The following is a 21521-nucleotide window of genomic DNA, read 5'->3' as shown; positions in this document are numbered from 1 at the left end:
CCCGACTTCAACGGCGAAGGGCCCTCCTCCACAATCCATCTCAACAGATCGCAACAGGTTGAACATCTTGTTTCTACCCGGGCGTTGCGGCTGCCGAGATGCAAAGGATGGTCCTATGAACAATGAACAGCTGCTTGCCGAAATCCGCGAAGCCAACCTCACTTACCTGATGCTGGCCCAGACCCTGATCCGCCAGGACAAGGCCGAAGCGGTGTTCCGCCTGGGACTGAACGAAGAATCGTGCGACCTGCTGGCCGCACTGTCGGCAGCCCAGGTGCTGAAGCTGGCCTCGCGCAACACCTTGCTCGCCAGCTTCCGGGTGGACGACGAAATGGTCTGGAGCTTGCTGACCAACCACAGCAGCAACAAGATCGGCAACGGTGCGACCAACACGCTGCACGCCAACATCCTGATGGCCAGCCGCGTCTCCGAAGTCCTCTGATCCGCCTGAAGAACTCTGGAGCCCGCCATGTCCACCCCCGCCAAAAGTGTCCTGAACGAGTCCAAGCAGATCGAGCGCGCCGCCATGCTCATCGAGATGGGTGCACGCATGCAGGTGCTCGAATCCGAGACCACGCTGTCCTACGAGCGCCTGATCCGCCTGTACAAGGAGATCGCCGGCAAGTCGCCTTCCAAGGGCCAGCTGCCGTTCTCGACCGACTGGTTCCTGACCTGGCAGGAGAACATCCACAGTTCGCTGTTCCTGAATATCTACGAATACCTGTCCAAGGGCGCCGAGCTGGATGCCGTTGAACAATTGACCAAGGCCTACCGTCTCTATACCGAGCAGATCCAGGCCGCCGAGCTGGAAGCGCTGCTGTCCTTCACCCGCGCATGGCGCCTGGTGAAGTTCGTCGACGCGCAGATGCTGACCCGCACCCAGTGCACGGTGTGCAAGGGCCAGTTCGTGACCGAGCCCTACGAGAACGAGCGCCACTACCAGTGCGGCCTGTGCAATCCGCCCGCACGCGCCGGCAAGAGCAAGAGCGCCGGCTCGCTGATGCTGCACTGATGATCTGCACTGCGCATCGCACCCGCGATGCCGCCGCAGGAATCCAGGAATCTAGACCGTCCCGCCGCCTGCCCTGGCGGCGCAGTCCCTGGCGAACTGCGGCAGTTTCTCGCCCGGCAGGGCGCGGCTGAAGTACCAGCCCTGCACCAGCAGATCGCCCTCGAAGCCCAGGGCCTGCAACTGCGCCTCGGTCTCCACGCCCTCGGCCACCACGTTCAGCTGCAGCGCCTCGCAAAAGCGCAGCAGGCCGTCCAGCACCAGCTCGCCCTTGGCATGGCCGCTGGCCACGACGAAGCTGCGGTCGATCTTGATGGCATCCACATCGAACTGGTGCAGGTAGCTCATGGACGAGAAGCCGGTGCCGAAGTCATCGATGGACACCTTGGCGCCCAGCGCATGGATCTGCCCTATGGCGCGGCGGATCGCCTCCACGTCGCCCACCATTTCTTCCTCCGTGATCTCCACGCCGACCTGCCCCCTGGCCTGGGCCAGCAGCAGCATCAGGCGCGAGCAGTGCTCGGGCGAGGTCAACGTGGCACCCGACACATTGATGCTGATCGGCATGGCAAAGCCCTCCTGGCGCCAGTGCCGGCTCTGGCGCACGGCAGCGCCCGCCACCCACAGGTCCACCTCGCGCATCAGCCCCGCATCGGCCAGCCAGCGCAGGAAACTGCCGGGCTGCTGCAAGCGGCCCTGCGCGTCCCGCGCGCGCAGCAGGGCCTCGCAGCCCAGGCACAGGCCGCTGCGGTGCGAGACCTGGGGCTGGAATTCCAGGTGGAACTCGTACTCGCTGATGCGCCGGATATGCGCCAGCATGGTCTCGCGCCGGGCCTGCGCCTGGTGCGCCTGCACCAGCGGATCGCGCACGATCAGGCCGGCCTCTTCGGGCAGGCGCGAGAACGTGGTGTCCAGCGCATGCAGCACGATGGCACCGTCGTCCTGGCCCAGCCGGTCGATGGCCCGCACGTAGGGCGCATAGATCAGCGCTCCCAGGGCCGTCAATGCCAGTTGCAGCACCACGGCCGCCATGTCCCCGCCCGTGCTCACATAGGCATTGAAGACCACGGGCGCAGTCAGCGGCAGCACCATGGAGGCCGGTGCCACCCAGCCGGCCTGCACCACCGTGACGGCCACGACCAGGTTGATGGCGGGTACCGCGAGAAACGGCACGAGCAGGCGCAGGTTCAGGATGATCGGCAGCCCGAACAGCAGGATCTCGTTGACGTTGAGCAAGGAGATGGGCAGCGCCGCCAGCGCCAGAACGCGCAGGCCCCGCCCCCGGCAAAACAGCAGCACGGCCAGCGCCAGCGACAGCGTTGCACCGGAGCCGCCGATGAAGACGAAGGAGCCCATCAGCCCGCCGCTGAGCGCCCAGGGCGCCTGCAGCCCCTGCGCCATCGCGGCGGCATTGGCCACCACCGCCTGATCCAGCACCTGGAAGAAGGGCTGCATGGCGTAATACCCCTGGACGCCGAAGAACCAGAGCACGGAATTGAGCAGTGCCAGCGTCAGCCCGCTGCGGTAGGGGTTCTCGGGGCCCGCGATGGCCAGCGGCAGTTCGGCCCGCGTGATATCCGGCAGCACCTGCTGCAAGCCCAGCAGCAGCAGCACGAGCAGCACGGCGACAAGGGCACCGGGAACGACGAGGTTCATGACCTCGCGCACGTTCTCGCTCACGAAGCCGGTGCGCGCGATGCGCGTCCAGCGCAGCCGGCTCAGGCGCGCCATCAGGGGCACGGTGATCAGGGGGGAGGCGATGGAGATGAACAGCACCAGGGTGGCCGCCGCGCGCGGATGCTCGCTCAGCAGATAGATGGCCATCTGCACATGCGCGAAGCACAGAAAGGTCACCGGCAGGCGCGGCAGCCGGTGGCGTATGGAGAGCATGTAGCCGATGGACGCGGCCACCAGCAGCGGCAGGATGCTGCCGATCTCCGCGTGCAGGCCCGCAAGCACCCGCACCACGGGTTCGGGCTGGCCGGACATCTGCGCCAGCGCCGACAGAATGAGGAACAGGGCCGAGACCAGCAGACAGGGAACCAGCCAGAGCAGGCCCTCGCGTATGGCCCGCATGGAGTTGGCGCCGGCCAGCCTGGCCAGGCGCTGTGTCAGGAACAGTTGCACGTCCGGAAAGCCGGCCCGTGACGTCTTGTTGCCCATGGCTCCCACCCTTTTCTTCCCGGCAGAAGTCAGGCGCTCCTGTCCGGAGCACATCGTACAACGCCGGCCGCAAAGGGCTGTTGCGGCCTCCAGAGAGCAGGATCAGCCCGTGTTGCGCACCCCGGCCGCGATGCCGTTGATGGACAGGTGGATGCCGGTCTTGATGCGCTCATCGGTCTGACCTGCGCGCCAGCGGCGCACCAGCTCCACCTGCAGATGGTGCAGCGGATCGATGTAGGGGAAGCGATGGCGTATGGAGCGCGCCAGCGCTTCGTTGTGGGCCAGGCGCTGCTTGTCGCCCGTGATGCGCGCCAGCGCATCGACGGTGCTGTGCCACTCGGCCTCGATGGCGCTGAAGATGCGCCGGCGCAGGCGTGCGTCCGGCACCAGGTCGGCATAGCGCGAGGCCAGGTTCAGGTCGCTCTTGGCCAGCACCATGTCCATGTTGGACAGCAGGGTACGGAAGAACGGCCACTGGCGGTACATCTTCTGCAGCAGGGCCAGCTGGGCCTTGCCATCCTTGCCCGGCTGGTCGATGAAGGCCTTGACCGCGGCGCCAAAGCCGTACCAGCCCGGCAGCGTGAGCCGGCACTGGCCCCAGCTGAAGCCCCAGGGAATGGCGCGCAGGTCCTCGATCTTCTGCGAGGGCTTGCGCGAGGCCGGGCGCGAGCCGATGTTCAGCTCGGCAATCTCGCGGATGGGCGTGCTGCTGAAGAAGTAGCTGGTGAAGCCGGGGGTCTCGTACACCAGGGCGCGGTAGGCGCCCATGCTGGCGTCGGACAGGAAGGCCGCCGCATCCAGGAAGGCGCGCGTGGCCGGCTTGGTCGGCTGCAGCAGCGTGGCCTCCAGCGTGGCGGCCACCAGGGTCTCCAAGTTGCGCCGGCCGATCTCGGGGTTGGCGTACTTGGAGGCGATGACCTCGCCCTGCTCGGTGAGGCGGATCTGGCCGCGCACCGTGCCAGGGGGCTGGGCCAGGATGGCCTGGTAGCTGGGGCCGCCGCCCCGGCCCACCGTGCCGCCGCGGCCATGGAACATGCGCAGGCTGATGCCATGGCTGTCGGCCAGCTCGTCGAACAGCTCGACCAGCGAGATCTCCGCGCGGTACAGCTCCCAGTTGCTGGTGAAGATGCCGCCGTCCTTGTTGCTGTCGCTGTAGCCCAGCATGATGTCCTGCTCGCCGCCGCTGCGCTGCACCATGGCCGCCACGCCGGGCAGCTGGAAGTAGCGGCGCATGATGGGCGAGGCGCTGCGCAGGTCGCCAATGGTCTCGAACAGCGGCACGACGATCACATCGCAGATGGCGCCGTCGTCCAGCGTGCCGCGCAGCAGCCCGGCCTCCTTTTGCAGCAGCAGCACTTCCAGCAGGTCGCTGACCGATTCGGTGTGGCTGATGATGCAGTGGCGTATGGCCTCGGCGCCCAGGGCCGCTCGCAGGCGGCGCGCGGTCTCGAAGATGGCCAGTTCGCCGCGCGCATGCTCGGAATAGTCGGCGCCCACCACGCGCAGCGGCCGCGCCTCTTCCAGCAGGCGCACCAGCAGGGCGCACTTGGCGTCTTCCTGCAGGCCCGAGTAGTCGGGCTCCAGGCGCGCGGCAGCCAGCAGCTCGGCCACCACTTCCTCATGCTTGTCCGAGCTTTGGCGCAGGTCCACCGTGGCCAGGTGGAAACCGAAGACCTGCACGGCGCGCATCAGCGGGCGCAGACGCTGGGGCGCCAGCACCTCGCCGTGGTTGCGGCTCAGGGAATCATCGATGACGCGCAGGTCGGCCAGGAACTCCTCGGGCGAGGCATAGGCGTTCTGCGGCGCCACGGCATGGCGCGCGGCCTCGCCGCCGGTCAGCCCCTTGAGCGTGGCCGCCAGGCGCGCGTAGATGCCGGTGAGCGCGCGGCGGTAGGGCTCGTCGGAACGGTGCTCGTTGGTGTCGGGCGAGCGCTCTGCCAGCGCCTGCATCTCGGTGGACACATCGGTCAGGCGCTGTGACAGCGACAGCTCGCCGCCCAGGTAGTGCACCTCGCGAAGATAGTGGCGCAGCGCCACGTCGGCCTGGCGCGACAGCGCCAGCTCCAGGCTCTGGGCCGTGACATTGGGGTTGCCGTCACGGTCGCCACCGATCCAGTGGCCCATGCGCAGGAAGCTGTGCACGGGCAGGGTGTTGCCCAGCTCCTGCTCCAGTTGCGCATACAGCTTGGGGATCTCGCGCAGGAAGGTGGCTTCGTAGTAGGACAGCGCGTTTTCGATCTCGTCGGCCACGGTGAGCTTGGAGTAGCGCAGCAGGCGTGTCTGCCACAGCTGGCTGACGCGGGCGCGCAGCTGGGCCTCGTTGCGTTCCAGCTCGCGCGGGGTGAGCGCGTCCTTGGCGCTGTTGTACAGCTGGGCGCGGGCCACGATGTCCTCGCGCGCGGCCAGCAGTTGGGAGATGTCGCGCTCGGCCACCAGAATGCTCTGGCGCTGCACTTCCGTGGGGTGGGCCGTGAGCACGGGCGCCACATAGCTCTTGGCCAGCGTCTGCGCCACGGTACCGGCCGAGATGCCGGCCCAGCGCAGGCGCGCCAGCGCCACTTCGATGCTGCCTTCCTGGGTGTTGCCCGCGCGCTCGTGCACGGCGCGGCGGCGGATGTGGTGGCGGTCCTCGGCCAGGTTGGCCAGATGGCTGAAATAGGTGAAGGCGCGGATCACGCTCACCGTCTGGTCCGTCGTCAGGCCCTTGAGCAGGCGCTTGAGCGCGCGGTCGGCGGTCTCGTCGGCATCGCGGCGGAAGGTCACCGACAGCTGGCGCACCTGCTCGATCAGCTCGAAGGCCGCCACGCCTTCCTGCTCGCGGATCACATCGCCCAGAATGCGCCCCAGCAGGCGTATGTCCTCGATCAGCGGCAGGTCCTTGTCCGTCTTGCGGACAGGCTTGTCATCACGCCTGTCATCTCGCGCATTGCTCTTGCGGGGGGCGGTGGCCATCAACGAATCTCCTGGAATCGGTCAGCGTATCGGTTTGCTTGGGCTTCGGTCCTGGTGCCGGTTTTACTGCGGCGCAGCATGCTAGCATCCCGCGCTCCCCCCGAGGCACCTGATGAACACCAAACCACTTCTCCCCCACTCCATCGTGATCGCCACGCGCGAGAGCCAGCTGGCACTGTGGCAGGCCGAGCATGTCCAGGCGCTGCTGCGCGCCCGGGGGCATGAAGTGGAATTGCTGGGCATGACCACCAAGGGCGACCAGATCCTGGACCGCACGCTGTCCAAGGTCGGCGGCAAGGGCCTGTTCGTCAAGGAGCTGGAAGTGGCGCTGGAAGAAGGACGCGCCCACATCGCCGTGCACTCGCTCAAGGACGTGCCCATGGAGCTGCCCGAAGGCTTTGTGCTGGCCTGCGTGATGGAGCGCGAAGACCCGCGCGACGCTTTTGTCTCCAATCGCTACACCACGCTGGCCGAGCTGCCGCAGGGCGCCGTCGTCGGCACATCGAGCCTGCGCCGCCAGGCACTGCTGCAGGCCCTGCGCCCCGACCTGAAGATAGAGCCGCTGCGCGGCAACGTGAACACCCGCCTGCGCAAGCTGGACGAAGGCCACTACGACGCCATCGTGCTGGCCGCCGCAGGCCTGATGCGCCTGGGCCTGGCCGACCGCATCCGCGCCAGGTTCGAGCCCACCGGCATGCTGCCGGCCGCAGGCCAGGGCGCGCTGGGCATCGAGGTGCGCGCCGACCGCCAGGACCTGATCGACGCGCTGGCCCCGCTGGCCCACCAGACCACCTGGCTGACCGTGACCGCCGAGCGCGCCGTCAGCCGCTGCATGGGCGGCAGCTGCTCCATGCCGCTGGCGGCGCACGGCACATTCGACGGCCAGCAACTGCGCCTGGACGCAGCCTGGGGAGACCCGGAAGGCCGGCTGCCGCTGGTGCAAGTGCACGCCGATGCCACCGTCACCGACTTCGCCAGCGCCGACGCGTTGGGCCAGCACGTGGCTGCGCTGCTGCAGGCGGCAGGCGCCCAACCGGCCCCAAAGCTCTAGACGGCACACCCACATGCCACCGCGCATACTCGTCACCCGCCCGGCCCATGACGCAGCCGCGTGGGTGGATGCGCTGCAGGCCCGGGGCCTTCCGGCCCAGCCGCTGGCGCTGATGGCCATAGGCCCCTGCCGCGATGCGGCCACGCAACAGGCCTTGCAGGCCGCCCGCAACGCGCTGCGCGAAGGCCCGGGCTACCGCGCCGTGATGTTCGTCAGCGGCAATGCCGTCCAGCATTTCTTCGGCACCGCCCCCGCACGGCTTGCGGCCTCCACCCGCGCCTGGACGCCCGGCCCCGGCACCGCCCAGGCGCTGCTGGCCCTGGGCATTGCGCCAGCACAGATCGACGGGCCGCCACCGGACGCCGCCCAGTTCGAATCCGAAACGCTATGGCAGCGCGTGCATGACCAGATCCATGCGGGCGACCGCGTGCTCATCGTGCGCGGCGACAGCCAGGCAGGAGCGCCCAGGACCGTGCCGGCCACGGCAGGCGCCGGCCGCGATTGGCTGGCCGCCCGACTGCGCGAGGCGGGTGCCCAGGTCGAAATGCTGGCCGTCTACCAGCGCGAACTGCCTGCCTGGGATGCAGCCCAGACGGCACTGGCACGCCAGGCGGCCGAAGATGGCTCGCTCTGGCTGCTCAGCAGCGCCGAATCCGTTGCCAACCTGCAACAGCTCCTGCCGGGCCAATCGTGGCAAAAGGCGCGAGCGCTTGCTACGCACGAGCGAATCGCCGCCCAGGCCAAACAACTGGGATTCGGATATGTCAAGCAATGTCGGCCGGCTCTGGAGGACGTGGTTGCGTCGATAGAATCGACGCCATGAGTTCCGACGCAGCGCAAGACCGCCCCACCCCGCAGGACCTGACGCCCCCAGCCTCCGCCGCAGCATTCGCTGCCGGCTCCGCCCAAAGCAGCCCCGCTGCAGACCTGCGCAGCGGCTCCTCCGCCCTGGTCCTGGGCGTGGGCGCCGTGGCCGTGGCGGCGCTCATTGCCTGCGGCATGCTCTGGCAGCGCCTGGGCAATATCCAGGAACAGTTGGCCCGCCAGTCCGCGCAGTCCGGCTCCCAGTCGGTCGAGGCCCGCACCCTGGCGCGCGACGCCCAGGACCTGGCCCGCGACAGCGCGGCGCGCACCTCGGTCATGGAGGCGCGCATTGCCGAGCTGTCGCTGCAGCGCACGCAGCTCGACGAACTCCTGCAAAGCATGTCGCGCTCGCGTGACGAGAACCTGGTGGTGGACATAGATTCCTCCATCCGCCTGGCCCAGCAGCAGGCCGAGCTGTCCGGCAGCCTGCAGCCGCTGGTGGCCACGCTCAAGAACGCCCGCCAGCGCATAGAGCGCGCCGCACAGCCCCGTCTGGCTCCCGTGATGCGCGCGCTGGACCGCGACCTGGAGCGGCTGGCCCGCATGAGCGTGACCGACACGGCCGGCCTGCTCACCCGCATCGAGGACCTGGTGCGCCTGGTCGACGAGATGCCCCTGCTCAACGCCGTGGCCCAGCCACGCGCCAGCCGCCATCGCGGCGTGGCCGGCCAGACGGCCCGCCAGCCCGAACCCGCCCCCATCGAGGGCAGCCCCACCGAGTGGAGCTGGTGGCAGTCCTGGGGCGAGCGCGGCTGGACGGCCGTGCGCGAAGAGGCCCAGGACCTGCTGCGCGTCAGCCGCATCGACCACCCGGACGCCATCTTGCTGGCGCCCGAGCAGGCCTATTTCCTGCGCGAGAACCTCAAGCTCAAGCTGCTGAACTCGCGCCTGGCCCTGCTGTCGCGCCAGTGGGATGCGGCGCGTGCCGACCTGGCCGCCTCGGGCATGGCCGTGAACAAATACTTCGATCCTGCCGCGCGCCGCACCCAGATCGTGCAGGCCCAGCTGCAGCAGATCCAAGCCAATCTGCGCACCACCGAACAGCCGGCGCTGCAGGAAACCCTGGCGGCGCTGGCAACAGCCGCCGCAGGCCGCTGAGCAGCCGGGAGACAGACGAATGCGTGCTGCACTGTGGTTGATCGGTTTGTTCGGCATGGCCGTTGCGGCCGCCTTGTTCGCGGGCTCCAACCAGGGCACGGTGACCCTGTTCTGGGCGCCCTACCGGCTGGACCTGTCCCTGAACCTGGCCATTGCCATCATCGTGCTGGCCTTCGTGCTGCTGTACGCCGCGCTGCGCGCCCTGGCCGCGCTGCTGCAGATGCCGCACCAGGCGCGGCGCTGGCGCAGCCAGCAAAAAGAGCGCGCCATGCACCACAGCCTGCTGGAAGCCCTGTCGCACCAGCAGGCCGGCCGCTTCCTGCGCGCACGCAAGTCGGCACTGGCCGCCCTGGCGATGGAGGAATCCCTGGCCGAGGCCCATGCCGCCGTGCCACACGGCACGCGACTGCGTGCGGCCGCCCACATGGTGGCCGCCGATGCCTCCCACGCCCTGCAGGACAGCCCGCAGCGCGACCACCACTGGCGCGAAGTCCTGGCCAATGCACCGGCCCAGGGCAATGCCCAGGAGCAGGAAATGCGCGAAGGCGCCCAGATGCGCGCCGCGCGCTGGGCCCTGGACGACCGCGACGCAGCTGATGCGCTGCGCCGCCTGGCCGAACTGCCCCAGGGCGCGGCACGCCGCACGATTGCGCTGCGCATCCGCCTGAAGGCCTCGCGCCTGGCCGGCCAGACATCGACGGCGCTGGACACGGCGCGCCTGCTGGCCAAGCACCGCGCCTTCTCGCCAGCGGCCGCCGCCAGCGTGGTGCGCGGCCTGGTGCTGGAGAGCATCAACGAGGCACGCGACACCACGCAGCTGCAGCACTTCTGGCTGTCACTGGACACGGAAGAGCGCGCCATGCCCGAGATTGCGCTGCCGGCCGCATCGCGCCTCATGGCCCTGGGCGGCGAGGCCGCGCAGGCCCGCGCCTGGCTGCTGCCCGTGTGGGAACGCCTGCTGTCCCATGCCGGCCCGCGCAGCGAATCGCATCTGCCGCGCCTGGTCCAGGTGCTGGAGCCCTGCCTGGACGGCCTGGACGGCACCTGGCTGGCACGCATCGAGGCGGCCACCAACAGCCATCCGCGCGAACCCCGCCTGCAATACCTGGCCGGCATGGCCTGCGTGCAGCGTCAGCTCTGGGGCAAGGCCCAGCAACTGCTGCTGCGCGCTGCGCCCCATCTGCAGGAAAGCGCACTGCGCACCCGTGCCTGGCAGCGCCTGGCCCTGATGGCCGAGCACCGGGGCGATGCCGACGCAGCCGCCGCCGCCGGGAAGCAGGCGGCGCAGGCCGTGGTCATGCTGCCCGCCGATCCCGCCCGGCCCTGAACTCCTGCAGCCCGCGCGTAACGGTACTGCGGGCACGGGTGCTGCGGCCTTCATCTTTTTTGAATTGAGCCGTCAATACCGCTGAACTCTTTTGGATTTGCCGCTTCCTACACTGCACGTTGTCCGCAGTGCACGAAGTTCTCGCAGAGCGCACCGCACCCTTTTTGCCATCCAGGGCCCCTTCACAGGGGCCCTGAACGGTTCCAAAGCCTGCCGCCATCCATGACAGAGTCCTCAGCCCGCGCCAACGCGCCAGCAAAATCCTCCTCCAGAGCCACGCGCTATACCGGTGTGGCCATGGCCGCCCACTGGGTGCTGGCACTGGGCCTGATCGCCGCCCTGGGCCTGGGCTGGTACATGACCGGCCTGCCGTTCTCCCCCTCGCGCCTGAAGCTGTACAACTGGCACAAGTGGCTGGGCGTCACGCTTTTGTCGCTGAGCCTGCTGCGCCTGCTCTGGCGCGTCACCCACCGCCCGCCCGAGCTGCCGCCCGCCGTGGCCCGTGCCATGCCGCAATGGCAGCACTGGGCCCACAACGGCACCCACCACGCCATGTACCTGCTGTTCTTCGCCGTGCCCCTGCTGGGCTGGGCCTACAGCTCGGCGGCCGGCTTTCCCATCGTCTTCCTCGGCATGCTGCCCCTGCCTGACTTCGTGAGCGCCAGCCCCGAACTGGCGGAAACCCTCAAGCCCCTGCACGGCTGGGCGGCCTGGGCCCTGGTCGTGCTGATTGCCATGCATGTGGGCGCCGCCCTCAAGCACCAGTTCATCGACCGCGACGGCCTGATCTCCCGCATGCTGCCGGGCCGCGCCTGAACCTTTCGCCAACCTATCGCCAGCCAGGGCCGGTGTCCATCCGGCCCCAGCCACCCCTGACCGGACCTTCCCGACCCCTAGGAGTCTCGCCATGCGCTTTTCCTCCACGCTGACCACCATCGCCCTGGCCGCTGCGGCCCTGGCTTCCCAAGCGGCACTGGCCGAGCAAAAGCTCGTCCCCGCCCAGAGCGCCGTGAACTTCACGGCCAAGCAGATGGGCGTGCCCCTGCAGGGCCACTTCAAGAAGTTCGATGCCCAGGTCCAGTTCGACACGGCCAAGCCCGACACCAGCAAGATCCGCTTCACCGTGGACACCGGCAGCGCCACCATGGGCGCCAAGGAAACCGACGCCGAACTGCCCAAGGCGGACTGGTTCAACGTCGCCAAATTCCCGCAGGCCGTGTTCGACTCCACCGCCGTCAAGGCACTGGGCGGCGGCAAGTACCAGGTGGACGGCAAGCTCAGCATCAAGGGCCAGGTCCAGAACGTGAGCATTCCCGTGCAACTGGCCCAGTCCGGCACCACGACCACGGCCACCGGCACGCTGCCGCTCAAGCGCCTGCAATTCAAGATCGGCGAAGGCGAATGGGGCGATACCTCCATGGTGGCCGACGAGGTGCAGGTGCAGTTCAAGCTGGCACTGACCGGCGTGGGCAAGCTGTAAGCCGCGTCCCTGCCCAAGATCGGCCATTTTCTTTCCCGTTTCGTGCAACCCCAACCTAGGAGTTCTTTCATGCGCACTTCCGTGTTTGCCCTGGCCATTGCCGGCCTGTTCGCCACCGCTGTCCAGGCTGCTCCCGCAACCTACGCCATCGACCCGACGCACACCTTCGCCACGTTCGAGATCGACCACAACGGCGCCTCGACCAACCGCGTGCGCTTCGACAAGAAGAGCGGCACCGTGGAATTCGACCGTGACGCCAAGGCCGGCAAGGTCGAAGTCGTGCTGGAAATGGAATCGCTGAGCTCGGGCACCGCCGCCTTCGACAAGCACCTCAAGAGCGCCGACATCTTCAACGTGGCCAAGTTCCCCCAGGCCAAGTTCGTCTCCGACAAGTTCGTCTTCGACGGCGACAAGCTCAAGGAAGTCACCGGCCACCTGACCATCCTGGACAAGACCCAGCCCGTGACCATCAAGGCCAACAAGTTCACCTGCTACCCCAACGCCATGCTGCAAAAGCGTGAGACCTGCGGCGGCGACTTCGAAGCCGTGATCGACCGCACCGCCTTCGGCGTGAACTACGGCGTGGACTATGGCTTCCCCAAGCAAGTGCGCCTGGTGATGTCCATCGAAGCGGTCAAGCAGCAGTAAACCCGTATTCGCCGCAGTGCCTTTCAGGGCGCTGCCGCCCAAAGCCCGTGATCCGCAAGCCGGTCACGGGCTTTTTTTTGCCTTTTCTGAATTCCCGGAAAAGACCTTGCCAATGCCCTCCATTCGCACCTGCTCCACAGAGGCACAGCGAGCACATTGGCGGCCTTTGCAAATGCATCAAATTGATAGCGATTTCACGGTCATCGAGAAGTCGCAGCATAACGATTCCTCGATATCGATAGATACAAATAGACATACTCCAAAAAACTTACTTTAAATTTCATTTTCCGATCACTCCCTGGCATTCACCCCATGAAGCAGATCTCCATTGCCCCCGCCGTTGTCGCCGCCATTGCCGCCTATTCATTCCCAATGGCCGCCAATGCCCAGAGCATCACGGTCGCTCCGGCTGCCGCCGTCGCGGCAACCGCGATTCCGGTGGACAACCCTTGGAGTCTGTTGGCCCTTGCCATAGGGCTGGCCATGGCCGCCTGGCTGGTGCTGCGCAACCGGCAGCACCGGGCGTTCTTCATGGCGCTGTGCACCAGCGCCATCGTGTGCGCCACGCTGTGGCACAGCCCCGATCTGCGTGCCCAATTGACGGGCAGCTTTACCAACCCGGCGGGCGAGACACGGCCATTGCTCGTTGCGCAAATTGTCAATGGCGGCAATATCAATGGATTTTCTGCAGAAGATTTCACCAATGATTCCGGTGTGGCACTGAAAATCACCGCCATTCAGCCACCGAATTTGAATCAGTGTTTTCCCTCGGGCTTCACCCATCTCATGCCGCCAGGGGCACCGCCCGCATCGCCCCCGCCTCTTTGCGCCGTGGGCAACACCATTGCGCCCAATGGCACATGCCGGGTGAATGTGGAAACCATTTGCCGCGCCGAGGCAGCCCAGGCCACGGCTGGCGCCAGCCCCACCACGCTCAGCGTTCCCGGCGCCGGCCTGTCATTTGCCGCAGGCAGCACCGGCACGGTGAACGTCAGCAACAGCGGCGGCTCGGCAGCGCTCAATGTGCAGGCCACCATTCCCGCAGGCAGCGGCATCACCATCTCCTCCAACAGCTGCGCGGCAACGCTGCCTGCGGGCTCCAGCTGCGCCATCACCCTGACGGCACCCGCGGCGGAAGGCCCGACCACCGTCAGCATTGCCGGCAGCAACGCCGCAGCCACCACCACCCCGGTCACCGTGACAGGTGGCCCGGCCCCGACCACCACGCTGAGCATTCCCGCCACGCCGCTGTCGTTTGCGGCGGGCAGCACGGGATCGGTGACCATCACCAACAGCGGCGGCGCAAATGCGCTCAATGTGCAGGCCAGCATTCCTGCAGGCAGTGGCATCACGGTGTCCAACACCACCTGCCCTGCCGCCCTGGCACCCTCTGCCAACTGCACGATCACGTTGACCGCGCCCTCGGCGGAAGGCCCGACCGCCATCGGCTTCGGCGGCAGCAATACAGCGTCCACTTCCGTGCCGGTCACGGTGTCGGCAACCGGCACGCCCACCACGCTGAACATTCCTGCGACGTCCGTGTCCTTCGGAGCGGGCGGTGCCGGCTCGGTGAGCATCACCAACAGCGGCAGCGCACCTGCGCTCAATGTGCAGGCCAGCATTCCGGGGGGCAGTGGCATCACGGTGTCCAACACCACCTGCTCCGCCATCCTGGCTCCCTCGGCCAGCTGCACGATCACGCTGACAGCCCCCTCGGCGGAAGGCCCGACCTCCATCGGCTTCGGCGGCAGCAACACGGCTTCCACGTCCGTGCCAGTCACGGTGACGACTGCCGTCCTGCCCGCCACGCTGACCATTCCCTCGGCGTCCCTGTCCTTTGGAGCGAACGGGGCTGGCTCGGTGACCATCACCAACAGCGGCAGCGCACCTGCGTTCAATGTGCAGGCCAGCATTCCGGCGGGCAGCGGCATCACGGTGTCCAACACCACCTGCGCCGCCATCCTGGCTCCCTCGGCCAATTGCACGATCACGTTGACTGCCCCTTCGGCCGAGGGCCCGACCAACATCGGCTTCGGCGGCAGCAATGCGCCCGCCGCTACCGCACAGGTCACGGTCACCGCACCCGTCGCGCCAACCGCGCCTACCGTTCCCCCGGCACCCGTGCTGTTCGGCGCCTACGGCGCAGGCTCGGTGACCATCACCAACAACGGAACGGCGCCTGCGTTCAATCTGCGGGCCATCATTCCGGTCGGCAGCGGCATCACGGTGGCCTCCTCCACCTGCCCGGCGTCACTGCCGGTGGGCGCAAGCTGCACCATCACACTGACGGCGGCAGGACCGGAAGGACCCACGAACATCGGCGTTGGCGGCAGCAACACGCCGGCCACGACGGTGCCTGTCACGGTGACGACCCCTGTCACGCCGACTACGCTGAACATTCCCACTGCCCCCGTGTCCTTCGGCACTGGCGGCGCCGGTTCGGTGACCATCAACAACAGCGGAAGCGCACCCGCGTTCAACGTACAGGCCACCATTCCGGCCGGCAGCGGCATCACGGTGTCCAACACCACCTGCGCCGCCATCCTGGCCCCCGCTGCCAGCTGCACGATCACGCTGACGGCCGCTGCGGCCGAAGGCCCGACCGACATCAGCTTCGGCGGCAGCAACACGCCGGCCACGACCGTGCCTGTGACAGTGACTGCCCCCGTCGCGCCGACTACGCTGGACATTCCCACCGCCCCCGTGTCCTTCGGCACCGGCGGTGCAGGTTCGGTGACCATCACCAACAGCGGAAGCGCACCCGCGTTCAACGTACAGGCCACCATCCCGGCCGGCAGCGGCATCACGGTGTCCACCACCACCTGCCCCGCCATCCTGGCCCCCGCTGCCAGCTGCACGATCACGCTGACGGCCGCTGCGGCCGAAGGGGCGACTGCCATCAGCTTCGGCGGCTCCAACACACCGGCGACGACGGTGCCGGTCACGGTGACGGCCCCCGTCACGCCGACCACGCTGGACATTCCCGCCGCACCCGTGTCGTTTGGCACCAGCGGAGCGGGCACGGTGACCATCACCAACAACGGGCCCGCACCGGCGTTCAACGTGCAAGCCACCATTCCGGTCGGCAGCGGCATCACGGTGGCGTCCAGCACCTGTCCCATCTCCCTGGCCCCCGGGGCCGACTGCACGATCACGCTGACGGCTGCGGCCGCAGAAGGCCCGACCGCGGTCATCTTTGGCGGCAGCAATACGCCCGCCACGACCGTGCAGGTCACGGTGACGGTGCCCGTTCCCACGGCCACGCTTTCGATACCCAGCGCTCCGCTGTCGTTCGCTGCGGGCGGCTCGACAACGGTCCTCATCAGCAACACCGGCGCTTCTGCAGCCTTCAACGTGACCGCCACGGCGCCGGCCGGTAGCGGAATCACCGTGCAGTCGAACACGTGCGGTGCCGCACTCGCCTCTCTGGCCAGCTGCGGCATCACCCTGACTGCGGCCGCCGCCGAAGGCCCCACGGCCATCAGCTTCGGCGGCAGCAATACGCTGGCCACGACCGTGCCGGTCACGGTGACGGCGCCCGTCACCCCGACCACGCTGGGCATGTCCACCACGCCCGTGTCGTTCAACACAGGGACAACGGGCTCGGTGACCATCACCAACAACGGTGGGGCCCCTGCGCTCGACGTTCAGGCCACGATTCCAGCAGGCAGCGGCATCACGGTGTCGGCCAACACCTGTGGTTCATCGCTGGCAGCGGGGGCCAATTGCACGATCACGCTGACTGGAGCCACGCCGGAAGGTCCGACGGCCATCAGCTTCGCTGGCAGCAACACCACGGCAACGTCAGTGCAGTTCACCGTGACGGCGCCCAGCACCACGACCACGCTGGGAATCTCCGCATCGACCCTGACGATTGCTACTGGCGGCACGGGCTTCGTGACCATCACCAACACGGGATCGAATGCCGCCGCCAATATCGGCGCCACCATCCCCGGCGGCAGTGGGCTGTCCGTTTCCGGCAACACCTGCGGGCTGTCGCTGCCGGCCGGGGGGACTTGCACGGTGACCTTCACCGCAGGTTCGGACGAGGGGCCGACCAATGTCACCATCCAGGGCAGCAACACCGACACCGCAGCCTTGTCGATCACGGTCTCGGGTTCCATCGACATTGGCGCCTACCACCTCGATGGCAGCTGTGGTGTGCTTGGCGTCCTTGGCCCCGGCTTCACCCTCACGGCAGGCTCTGCGCCGCTTCCCGTCGGCACCACGGTGACCATCATCGGTTCGGGAGTTGCCAACATCGGTGTGTTCAGTGTGACGGGAGGCACAGCCAACGTGTCGGTACTTTCCGCAACATCCCGCCAGGTCACCCTGACCTCGGCACTGCCGGCAGGGGCCACGATCGCGTTCCGAACCACGCTGTCCATCAGCGTCGCCTTCACGCTGAATGGCTCGACGACGCTGCCCAACGGCTATGCGGGCACAGGCGGGAAGCCCGCTGGCAGCGTGAGTTCCACGCTCATTCTCTGCAGCGCCACCTGATTGCAGGCGCTGCGGCAGTACCCGGAAACCTCAGCGTCGGCAAGGCGGGGCCTCGAAGGCCCCGCCTTTTTTCTGTCCATCCCGCACCACGCCTGCCAGCCTGCGCACCCCTTGCTCGATGGCCTGCGGCTGCAGGCTCGCATAACCCAGGACCAGCCCGGCGCAGGACTGGCGGCGATGGGCATCACCGGCCGCATAGAGCGGCGAGATGGGGCGAACGCCCACGCCACGCTCTCTCGCCAACCGCACCAGGGCAATCTCATCGCGCTGATGCACGGCAGGCACCCAGGCCACCACATGCAGGCCGGAGGCCGAGCCTTCGACCTGCACCGCGCCCGGCAAGTGCCGCTCCAGCGCCTGCAGCAATGCCGCCCGCCGGCCTTCGTTGCGACGGCGGGCAGCGCGCACATGGCGCTCGTAGCTGCCGTCCTCGATCAGCGCGGCCAGCACCAGCTGGTCCAGGCGCGGCGCATGCCGGTCGGCCAGCCGCCGGGCTTCCCGGAACACGGGCACCAGGGACGGCGGCAGCACCAGGTAGCCCATGCGCATCTGCGGCGATAAGGCCTTGGAGAAAGTGCCGACATGGATGACGCAACCCACCTCGTCAATGGACTGCAGGGCGTCGATGGGGCGCAGCCCGTAGCGGAATTCGCCGTCATAGTCGTCTTCCAGAATCCAGGCACCCGTGGCGCGCGCCCAGGCCAGCAGTTGCTGCCTGCGGCCTATGGGCAGCACGCCGCCCAGCGGAAACTGATGCGAGGGCGTGACATAGGCCAGCCGCGCCTGGCGCCCGGCCAGCGCCGAGGTATCCAGACCCTGTTCATCGACGGCCATTTCCTGCAGGCATGCGCCCTGGGCCTCGAACACGCGGCGCGCCATCAGGTAGCAGGGCTCTTCCATCAGCACGGTCTCGCCCGGATCGACCAGCACGCGCGCGCACAGGTCGATGGCCTGCTGCGAGCCCTGCACCACCACGATCTGATCGGCCGAACAGACAAGCCCCCGCGCCCGGCGCAGATAGCCTTGCAGCGCCATGCGCAGCGCCGGCTCGCCTTCGGGCGCGTCGTAGGACAGGGAAGGCTGGCGCTGCACGATGGCGCGGTTGTAGGCGCGCCGCCAGGCCAGCGTGGGAAAGTCGTCAAAGGCCAGGGCGCCGTAGAGAAAGTCGATCGGGGCCGGCCCACCATCGCCTGCTGCCGGCGGCAGGGCTGACGCCAGCGCATCCACCCGCTGCCCATAGGAAGACAGCCGGGGACGGCCATGCTGCTGGGCCGCTGCCGGCATGCTGCGCGCACGGCTGCGCTGCGCCGCGCCAGCCGCCACGCGCGCCCTGCTGCCTGGAGCGGTCTCCAGATAGCCTTCGGCCGCAAGCTGCTCGTAGGCGGCTGTGACGGTGGTGCGCGACACGCCCAGGTCCAGCGCCAGGGCGCGGGTGGAGGGCAGGCGTGCGCCCACGGCCAGGCTGCCGTCGGCCACCTGTGATTTCAGCCATTCGTGGAGGGTGCGGGCGCCGGGCGCTGCGCCGGCATGGCGGGTGAAAGCGGATTTCAACTGGTCTGCCAAAAAATCACAAAACTGGATTTTTCATTGTGCCAGGGATGGTGGATAGTCCGGTTTCCCCCGATGCCGGCACACCAGCCCAGGAAGCGCCCATGTACACGCCCGCCCATTTCTCCCTCACCGATTCCGACAGCCTGCACGGCCTGATCCGCAGCCACCCCCTGGGCACGCTCGTCACCCAGGCCAACGGCGTGCTGGACGCCAACCACCTGCCGTTCCTGCTGGATGCGGACCCAGGGGAGATGGGCACGCTGAGCGCCCATGTGGCCCGCGCCAATCCCATCTGGCAGCAGTGCCGCGACGGCGCCGAGGTGCTGGTCGTCTTCCGTGGCGCCGAAGGCTATATCTCGCCCAGCTGGTATCCAAGCAAGCACGAGACGCACCGCCTGGTGCCCACCTGGAACTACGAGGCTGTGCATGTGCACGGGCAAATCAGCATCCATGACGACGAGAAATTCGTGCGCGGGCTGGTCGGGCGGCTCACGCGGGCCCATGAGGCATCGCAGGCCCAGCCCTGGAAGATGTCCGACTCGCCGCGTGAATTCATCGACGGCATGCTGCAGGCCATCGTCGGCCTGCAGATCCGCATCACCCGCCTGGAGGGCAAGGCCAAGCTCAGCCAGAACCGGCAGGCCCGCGACCTGGAAGGCGCCATCGGCGCGCTGCGCGAGCGCGGACAGGAGCCGCTGGCCGGTGCCATGGATGCGGCGCCGCGCCTCTAGCGCCTGCCACCCTCACACAGATTGCCAACCACCGATGTACACATCCACCTTTACCTTCGCGCCGGGCGAATATGACGCGCCATTCCATGCCCTTGACGGCCGGATCGCCGAGATCGCCCGCGCCATCCCCGGCTACCTGGGCGAAGAGGCCTGGGAGAACCCCGCCACAGGCCTGGTCTCCAACGTCTACTACTGGCAGACCTGGGAGGCGCTGCAGCAACTGATGCGCCACCCTGCGCACCTCGAAGCCAAGCAGCAACAGGCGCGCTGGCTCAAGGGCTACCAGGTGGTGATCGCCCAGGTGGTGGGCAGCTACGGCGATGGCGGGATAGCGCACCCGCTGGCCACCACTGCGCAAGGCACTGCGCACCCGGCTCGCTGACCGGACCCGCTTTTGGCCCGATGATGGCGGCCATGCGATGGCGTTTTGATCCTGTTTCCCTGGCGTGGGCGGTGGCCCTGTTTGTCTTGCTCGTGCTGCTGGCCACCGTCGGCGCACGCTGGGGCTGGGTGCGCAGCTTCTTCGGCGACGTGATGGCCGTGGCCTGGGTCTATGCCGTGTTCAAGACCGTGATCGCCGCGCGCGTGCTGACGCTGGCATCGGCCGCGCTGTGCGTGGGCCTGCTGGTGGAGCTGGGCCAGTTCCTGGCATCGACCTTCCAGTTGCACATTCCCAACCGAGCGCTGCGCATCGTGCTGGGCAGCACGGCCGACTGGTGGGATGTGCTGGCCTATGTGATGGGTTTTGCAGCCGTGCTGGCGGTGGAGGCTGCGTTCCAAAGCCGCAGAGCCAGGCCTGTGCTCTGATCAGGCCCGTACAGCGCAACCGCCGGCCTTGAGCACCCGCTTCGTCGAGGCCGGATACCGCTCCAGCTTGTCCGCCGGCCGGCGCGGCCTGGCCACCAGCTCGCCACTGCAGTTGGGGCAGGCGCCGTGCAGCACATGATCCGCACAGCCGGCACAGAACGTGCACTCGAAGGTGCAGATGCGAGCCTCGGCAGACTCTGGCGGCAGGTCCTTGTCGCAGCATTCGCAGTTGGGTCGAAGCTCAAGCATCGGTGCACTCCGGGTGTGGTCCATGAAGACTGGGCATCCTAGTGGATGTGCTCTGCCGGGGAGCGGTCCTCGCGCTCCATCTGCAGCGTCGTATGGTGCAGGTCGAAGCCCGCCTGCAGCCTGTCCTCGATATTGCGGCGCACCTGCTCGCCGTCCGCGCCGGGCAGCAGCACCACATGGCCGGTCAGCATGGGCTTGCTCTGCGTGACCGCCCACAGGTGGACATCGTGGATCGCTGCCACCCCCGCCGTGCCCGAAATCGTCTCGCGCACCGCCTGCAGGCTCATCCCCGAGGGCACGCCTTCCAGCAGGATGTTGATGCACTCGCGCAGCAGGGTCCAGGTCCGCGGAAACACCATGAAGCCGATGCCCACGGCCACCGCCGAGTCGATCCACCGCCAGCCCGTCAGCCAGATCAGCGCGGCACCGGCGAGCACGCCGACCGAGCCCAGCATGTCCGCCCACACCTCCAGGTACGCGCCTTTCACGTTCAGGCTCTCGTCCTTGCCACCCGACAGCAGGCGCATCGAGAGCAGGTTGATCACCAGGCCCACGGCCGCCACCGCCATCATGCCCAGGGACTGGATTTCTGCAGGCGCCGACAGCCGGCGGTAGGCCTCATACAGGATGTAGAAGGCCACGCCCAGCAGCACCAGCGCATTGACGGCGGCGGCCAGGATCTCGAAGCGCGCATAGCCGTAGGTGCGCAGCAGGTCGGCTGCCTTGCGGCCGGCGCGTATGGCCACCAGGGCCAGCAGCAGCGCCATCGCATCGGTCAGCATGTGCATGGCGTCGGAGATCAGGGCCAGGCTGCCCGTGACCATGCCGCCGATGATTTCCACCACCATGAAGGTGCCGGTCAATCCGAAGGCAAACCAGAGACGGGATTCCGGCAGGGCACGCACGTCGCCGTGCTGATGGCTGTCGCTCATGAGATTCCTTGACTTGAAAACGGTTGTGAACAGAGGGCCGCTGCACCGATGGCTTCCATGGCAGGCAGGGGCACGGACCTCCATGAGAAAGCGTGAAGTGACTTGAAGGTCAAGTGCTGGAGGCAACTCGCACCGCAGGTCGCCCGGACACCGCAG

Annotated in this window: 19 protein-coding genes; 13 read left to right on the top strand and 6 right to left on the bottom strand. The window is 67.8% G+C overall.

What is annotated here, in order from left to right; all coding sequences use genetic code 11:
* The first annotated feature begins 115 nt into the window (after positions 1–115).
* Together flhD and flhC are read left to right on the top strand one after the other, a co-directional pair.
* Positions 116–442 carry a flagellar transcriptional regulator FlhD gene (flhD, locus tag IAE24_RS09345; protein ID WP_012204159.1) on the top strand — a complete coding sequence of 109 codons (327 nt, stop codon included), beginning with the start codon at positions 116–118 and terminating at the stop codon, positions 440–442.
* Positions 443–469: 27 nt separating this feature from the next.
* On the top strand, positions 470–1012 hold the full coding sequence (flhC, locus tag IAE24_RS09340; RefSeq protein ID WP_012204158.1) for a flagellar transcriptional regulator FlhC: 543 nt from the start codon (positions 470–472) through the stop codon (positions 1010–1012).
* A gap of 51 nt (positions 1013–1063) precedes the next feature.
* On the opposite strand, the gene IAE24_RS09335 is transcribed toward flhC, so the two are convergent.
* Positions 1064–3172, bottom strand: a complete 2109-nt coding sequence (locus IAE24_RS09335) for a PTS sugar transporter subunit IIC/EAL domain-containing protein (protein WP_199961451.1) — start codon at positions 3170–3172, stop codon at positions 1064–1066.
* Positions 3173–3274: 102 nt separating this feature from the next.
* Positions 3275–6124, bottom strand: a complete 2850-nt coding sequence (ppc, locus tag IAE24_RS09330; RefSeq protein ID WP_013803627.1) for a phosphoenolpyruvate carboxylase — start codon at positions 6122–6124, stop codon at positions 3275–3277.
* Positions 6125–6236: 112 nt separating this feature from the next.
* Here ppc and hemC point away from each other — a divergent pair, with 112 nt between their 5' ends.
* The 7 genes from hemC to IAE24_RS09295 all read left to right on the top strand — a co-directional run bounded on the left by hemC (position 6237) and on the right by IAE24_RS09295 (position 12592).
* Positions 6237–7175 (top strand): hydroxymethylbilane synthase, encoded by a 939-nt coding sequence (gene hemC / locus IAE24_RS09325; protein ID WP_199961450.1) that lies wholly within the window; start codon positions 6237–6239, stop codon positions 7173–7175.
* 13 nt (positions 7176–7188) lie between these two features.
* Positions 7189–7998: a uroporphyrinogen-III synthase gene (locus IAE24_RS09320; RefSeq protein ID WP_199961449.1), complete on the top strand. Its 810-nt coding sequence runs from the start codon at positions 7189–7191 to the stop codon at positions 7996–7998.
* Positions 7995–9137: a uroporphyrinogen-III C-methyltransferase gene (locus IAE24_RS09315; RefSeq protein WP_063326880.1), complete on the top strand. Its 1143-nt coding sequence runs from the start codon at positions 7995–7997 to the stop codon at positions 9135–9137. The genes IAE24_RS09320 and IAE24_RS09315 overlap by 4 nt, the downstream gene beginning before the upstream one ends.
* Before the next feature lie 19 nt (positions 9138–9156).
* Positions 9157–10464 (top strand): heme biosynthesis HemY N-terminal domain-containing protein, encoded by a 1308-nt coding sequence (locus IAE24_RS09310; protein WP_200016365.1) that lies wholly within the window; start codon positions 9157–9159, stop codon positions 10462–10464.
* Positions 10465–10686: 222 nt separating this feature from the next.
* Positions 10687–11280 (top strand): cytochrome b, encoded by a 594-nt coding sequence (locus IAE24_RS09305; protein ID WP_043824099.1) that lies wholly within the window; start codon positions 10687–10689, stop codon positions 11278–11280.
* 91 nt (positions 11281–11371) lie between these two features.
* Entirely contained in the window at positions 11372–11944 is a 573-nt protein-coding gene (locus IAE24_RS09300) for a YceI family protein (protein ID WP_034391259.1), read from the top strand.
* Between the two features lie 69 nt (positions 11945–12013).
* Positions 12014–12592, top strand: coding sequence for a YceI family protein (locus tag IAE24_RS09295; RefSeq protein ID WP_012204149.1), 579 nt, complete (start codon positions 12014–12016; stop codon positions 12590–12592).
* Here IAE24_RS09295 and IAE24_RS09290 read toward each other — a convergent pair.
* The gene (locus IAE24_RS09290) at positions 12579–12812 is read right to left on the bottom strand and encodes a hypothetical protein (protein ID WP_199961448.1); all 234 of its coding nucleotides are present in this window, start codon (positions 12810–12812) and stop codon (positions 12579–12581) included. The two genes, IAE24_RS09295 and IAE24_RS09290, sit on opposite strands and share 14 nt — an antisense overlap.
* A gap of 92 nt (positions 12813–12904) precedes the next feature.
* Here IAE24_RS09290 and IAE24_RS09285 point away from each other — a divergent pair, with 92 nt between their 5' ends.
* Entirely contained in the window at positions 12905–17095 is a 4191-nt protein-coding gene (locus IAE24_RS09285; protein ID WP_200016364.1) for a midcut-by-XrtH protein, read from the top strand.
* A gap of 30 nt (positions 17096–17125) precedes the next feature.
* Here IAE24_RS09285 and pdxR read toward each other — a convergent pair whose 3' ends face one another.
* The gene (gene pdxR / locus IAE24_RS09280; RefSeq protein WP_233626191.1) at positions 17126–18646 is read right to left on the bottom strand and encodes a MocR-like pyridoxine biosynthesis transcription factor PdxR; all 1521 of its coding nucleotides are present in this window, start codon (positions 18644–18646) and stop codon (positions 17126–17128) included.
* A gap of 101 nt (positions 18647–18747) precedes the next feature.
* On the opposite strand from pdxR, the gene IAE24_RS09275 reads away from it, so the two are divergent.
* From IAE24_RS09275 to IAE24_RS09265, 3 genes are read left to right on the top strand one after another with little or no spacing between them, the layout of a single operon-like run.
* The gene (locus tag IAE24_RS09275; RefSeq protein WP_199960608.1) at positions 18748–19377 is read left to right on the top strand and encodes an FMN-binding negative transcriptional regulator; all 630 of its coding nucleotides are present in this window, start codon (positions 18748–18750) and stop codon (positions 19375–19377) included.
* Between the two features lie 34 nt (positions 19378–19411).
* Positions 19412–19759 (top strand): antibiotic biosynthesis monooxygenase family protein, encoded by a 348-nt coding sequence (locus IAE24_RS09270; protein ID WP_065346822.1) that lies wholly within the window; start codon positions 19412–19414, stop codon positions 19757–19759.
* A 20-nt stretch (positions 19760–19779) separates the two neighbouring features.
* A complete protein-coding gene (locus tag IAE24_RS09265) occupies positions 19780–20184 on the top strand; it encodes a ribosomal maturation YjgA family protein (protein WP_199960607.1) in 405 nt (134 codons plus the stop codon).
* Here the strand turns inward: IAE24_RS09265 and IAE24_RS09260 are convergent, their stop codons facing one another.
* Positions 20185–20433, bottom strand: coding sequence for a DUF1272 domain-containing protein (locus IAE24_RS09260; RefSeq protein WP_199960606.1), 249 nt, complete (start codon positions 20431–20433; stop codon positions 20185–20187).
* Positions 20434–20471: 38 nt separating this feature from the next.
* The gene (locus IAE24_RS09255) at positions 20472–21365 is read right to left on the bottom strand and encodes a cation diffusion facilitator family transporter (RefSeq protein ID WP_199960605.1); all 894 of its coding nucleotides are present in this window, start codon (positions 21363–21365) and stop codon (positions 20472–20474) included.
* Between the last annotated feature and the right edge of the window lie 156 nt (positions 21366–21521).

Origin of the sequence: Delftia sp. S65 (assembly GCF_016516495.1) — a bacterium.
Lineage (GTDB): Bacteria > Pseudomonadota > Gammaproteobacteria > Burkholderiales > Burkholderiaceae_C > Comamonas > Comamonas acidovorans.
Note: the sequence above shows the minus strand (reverse complement) of the source record. Positions and strands in the feature narration are given on the sequence as shown.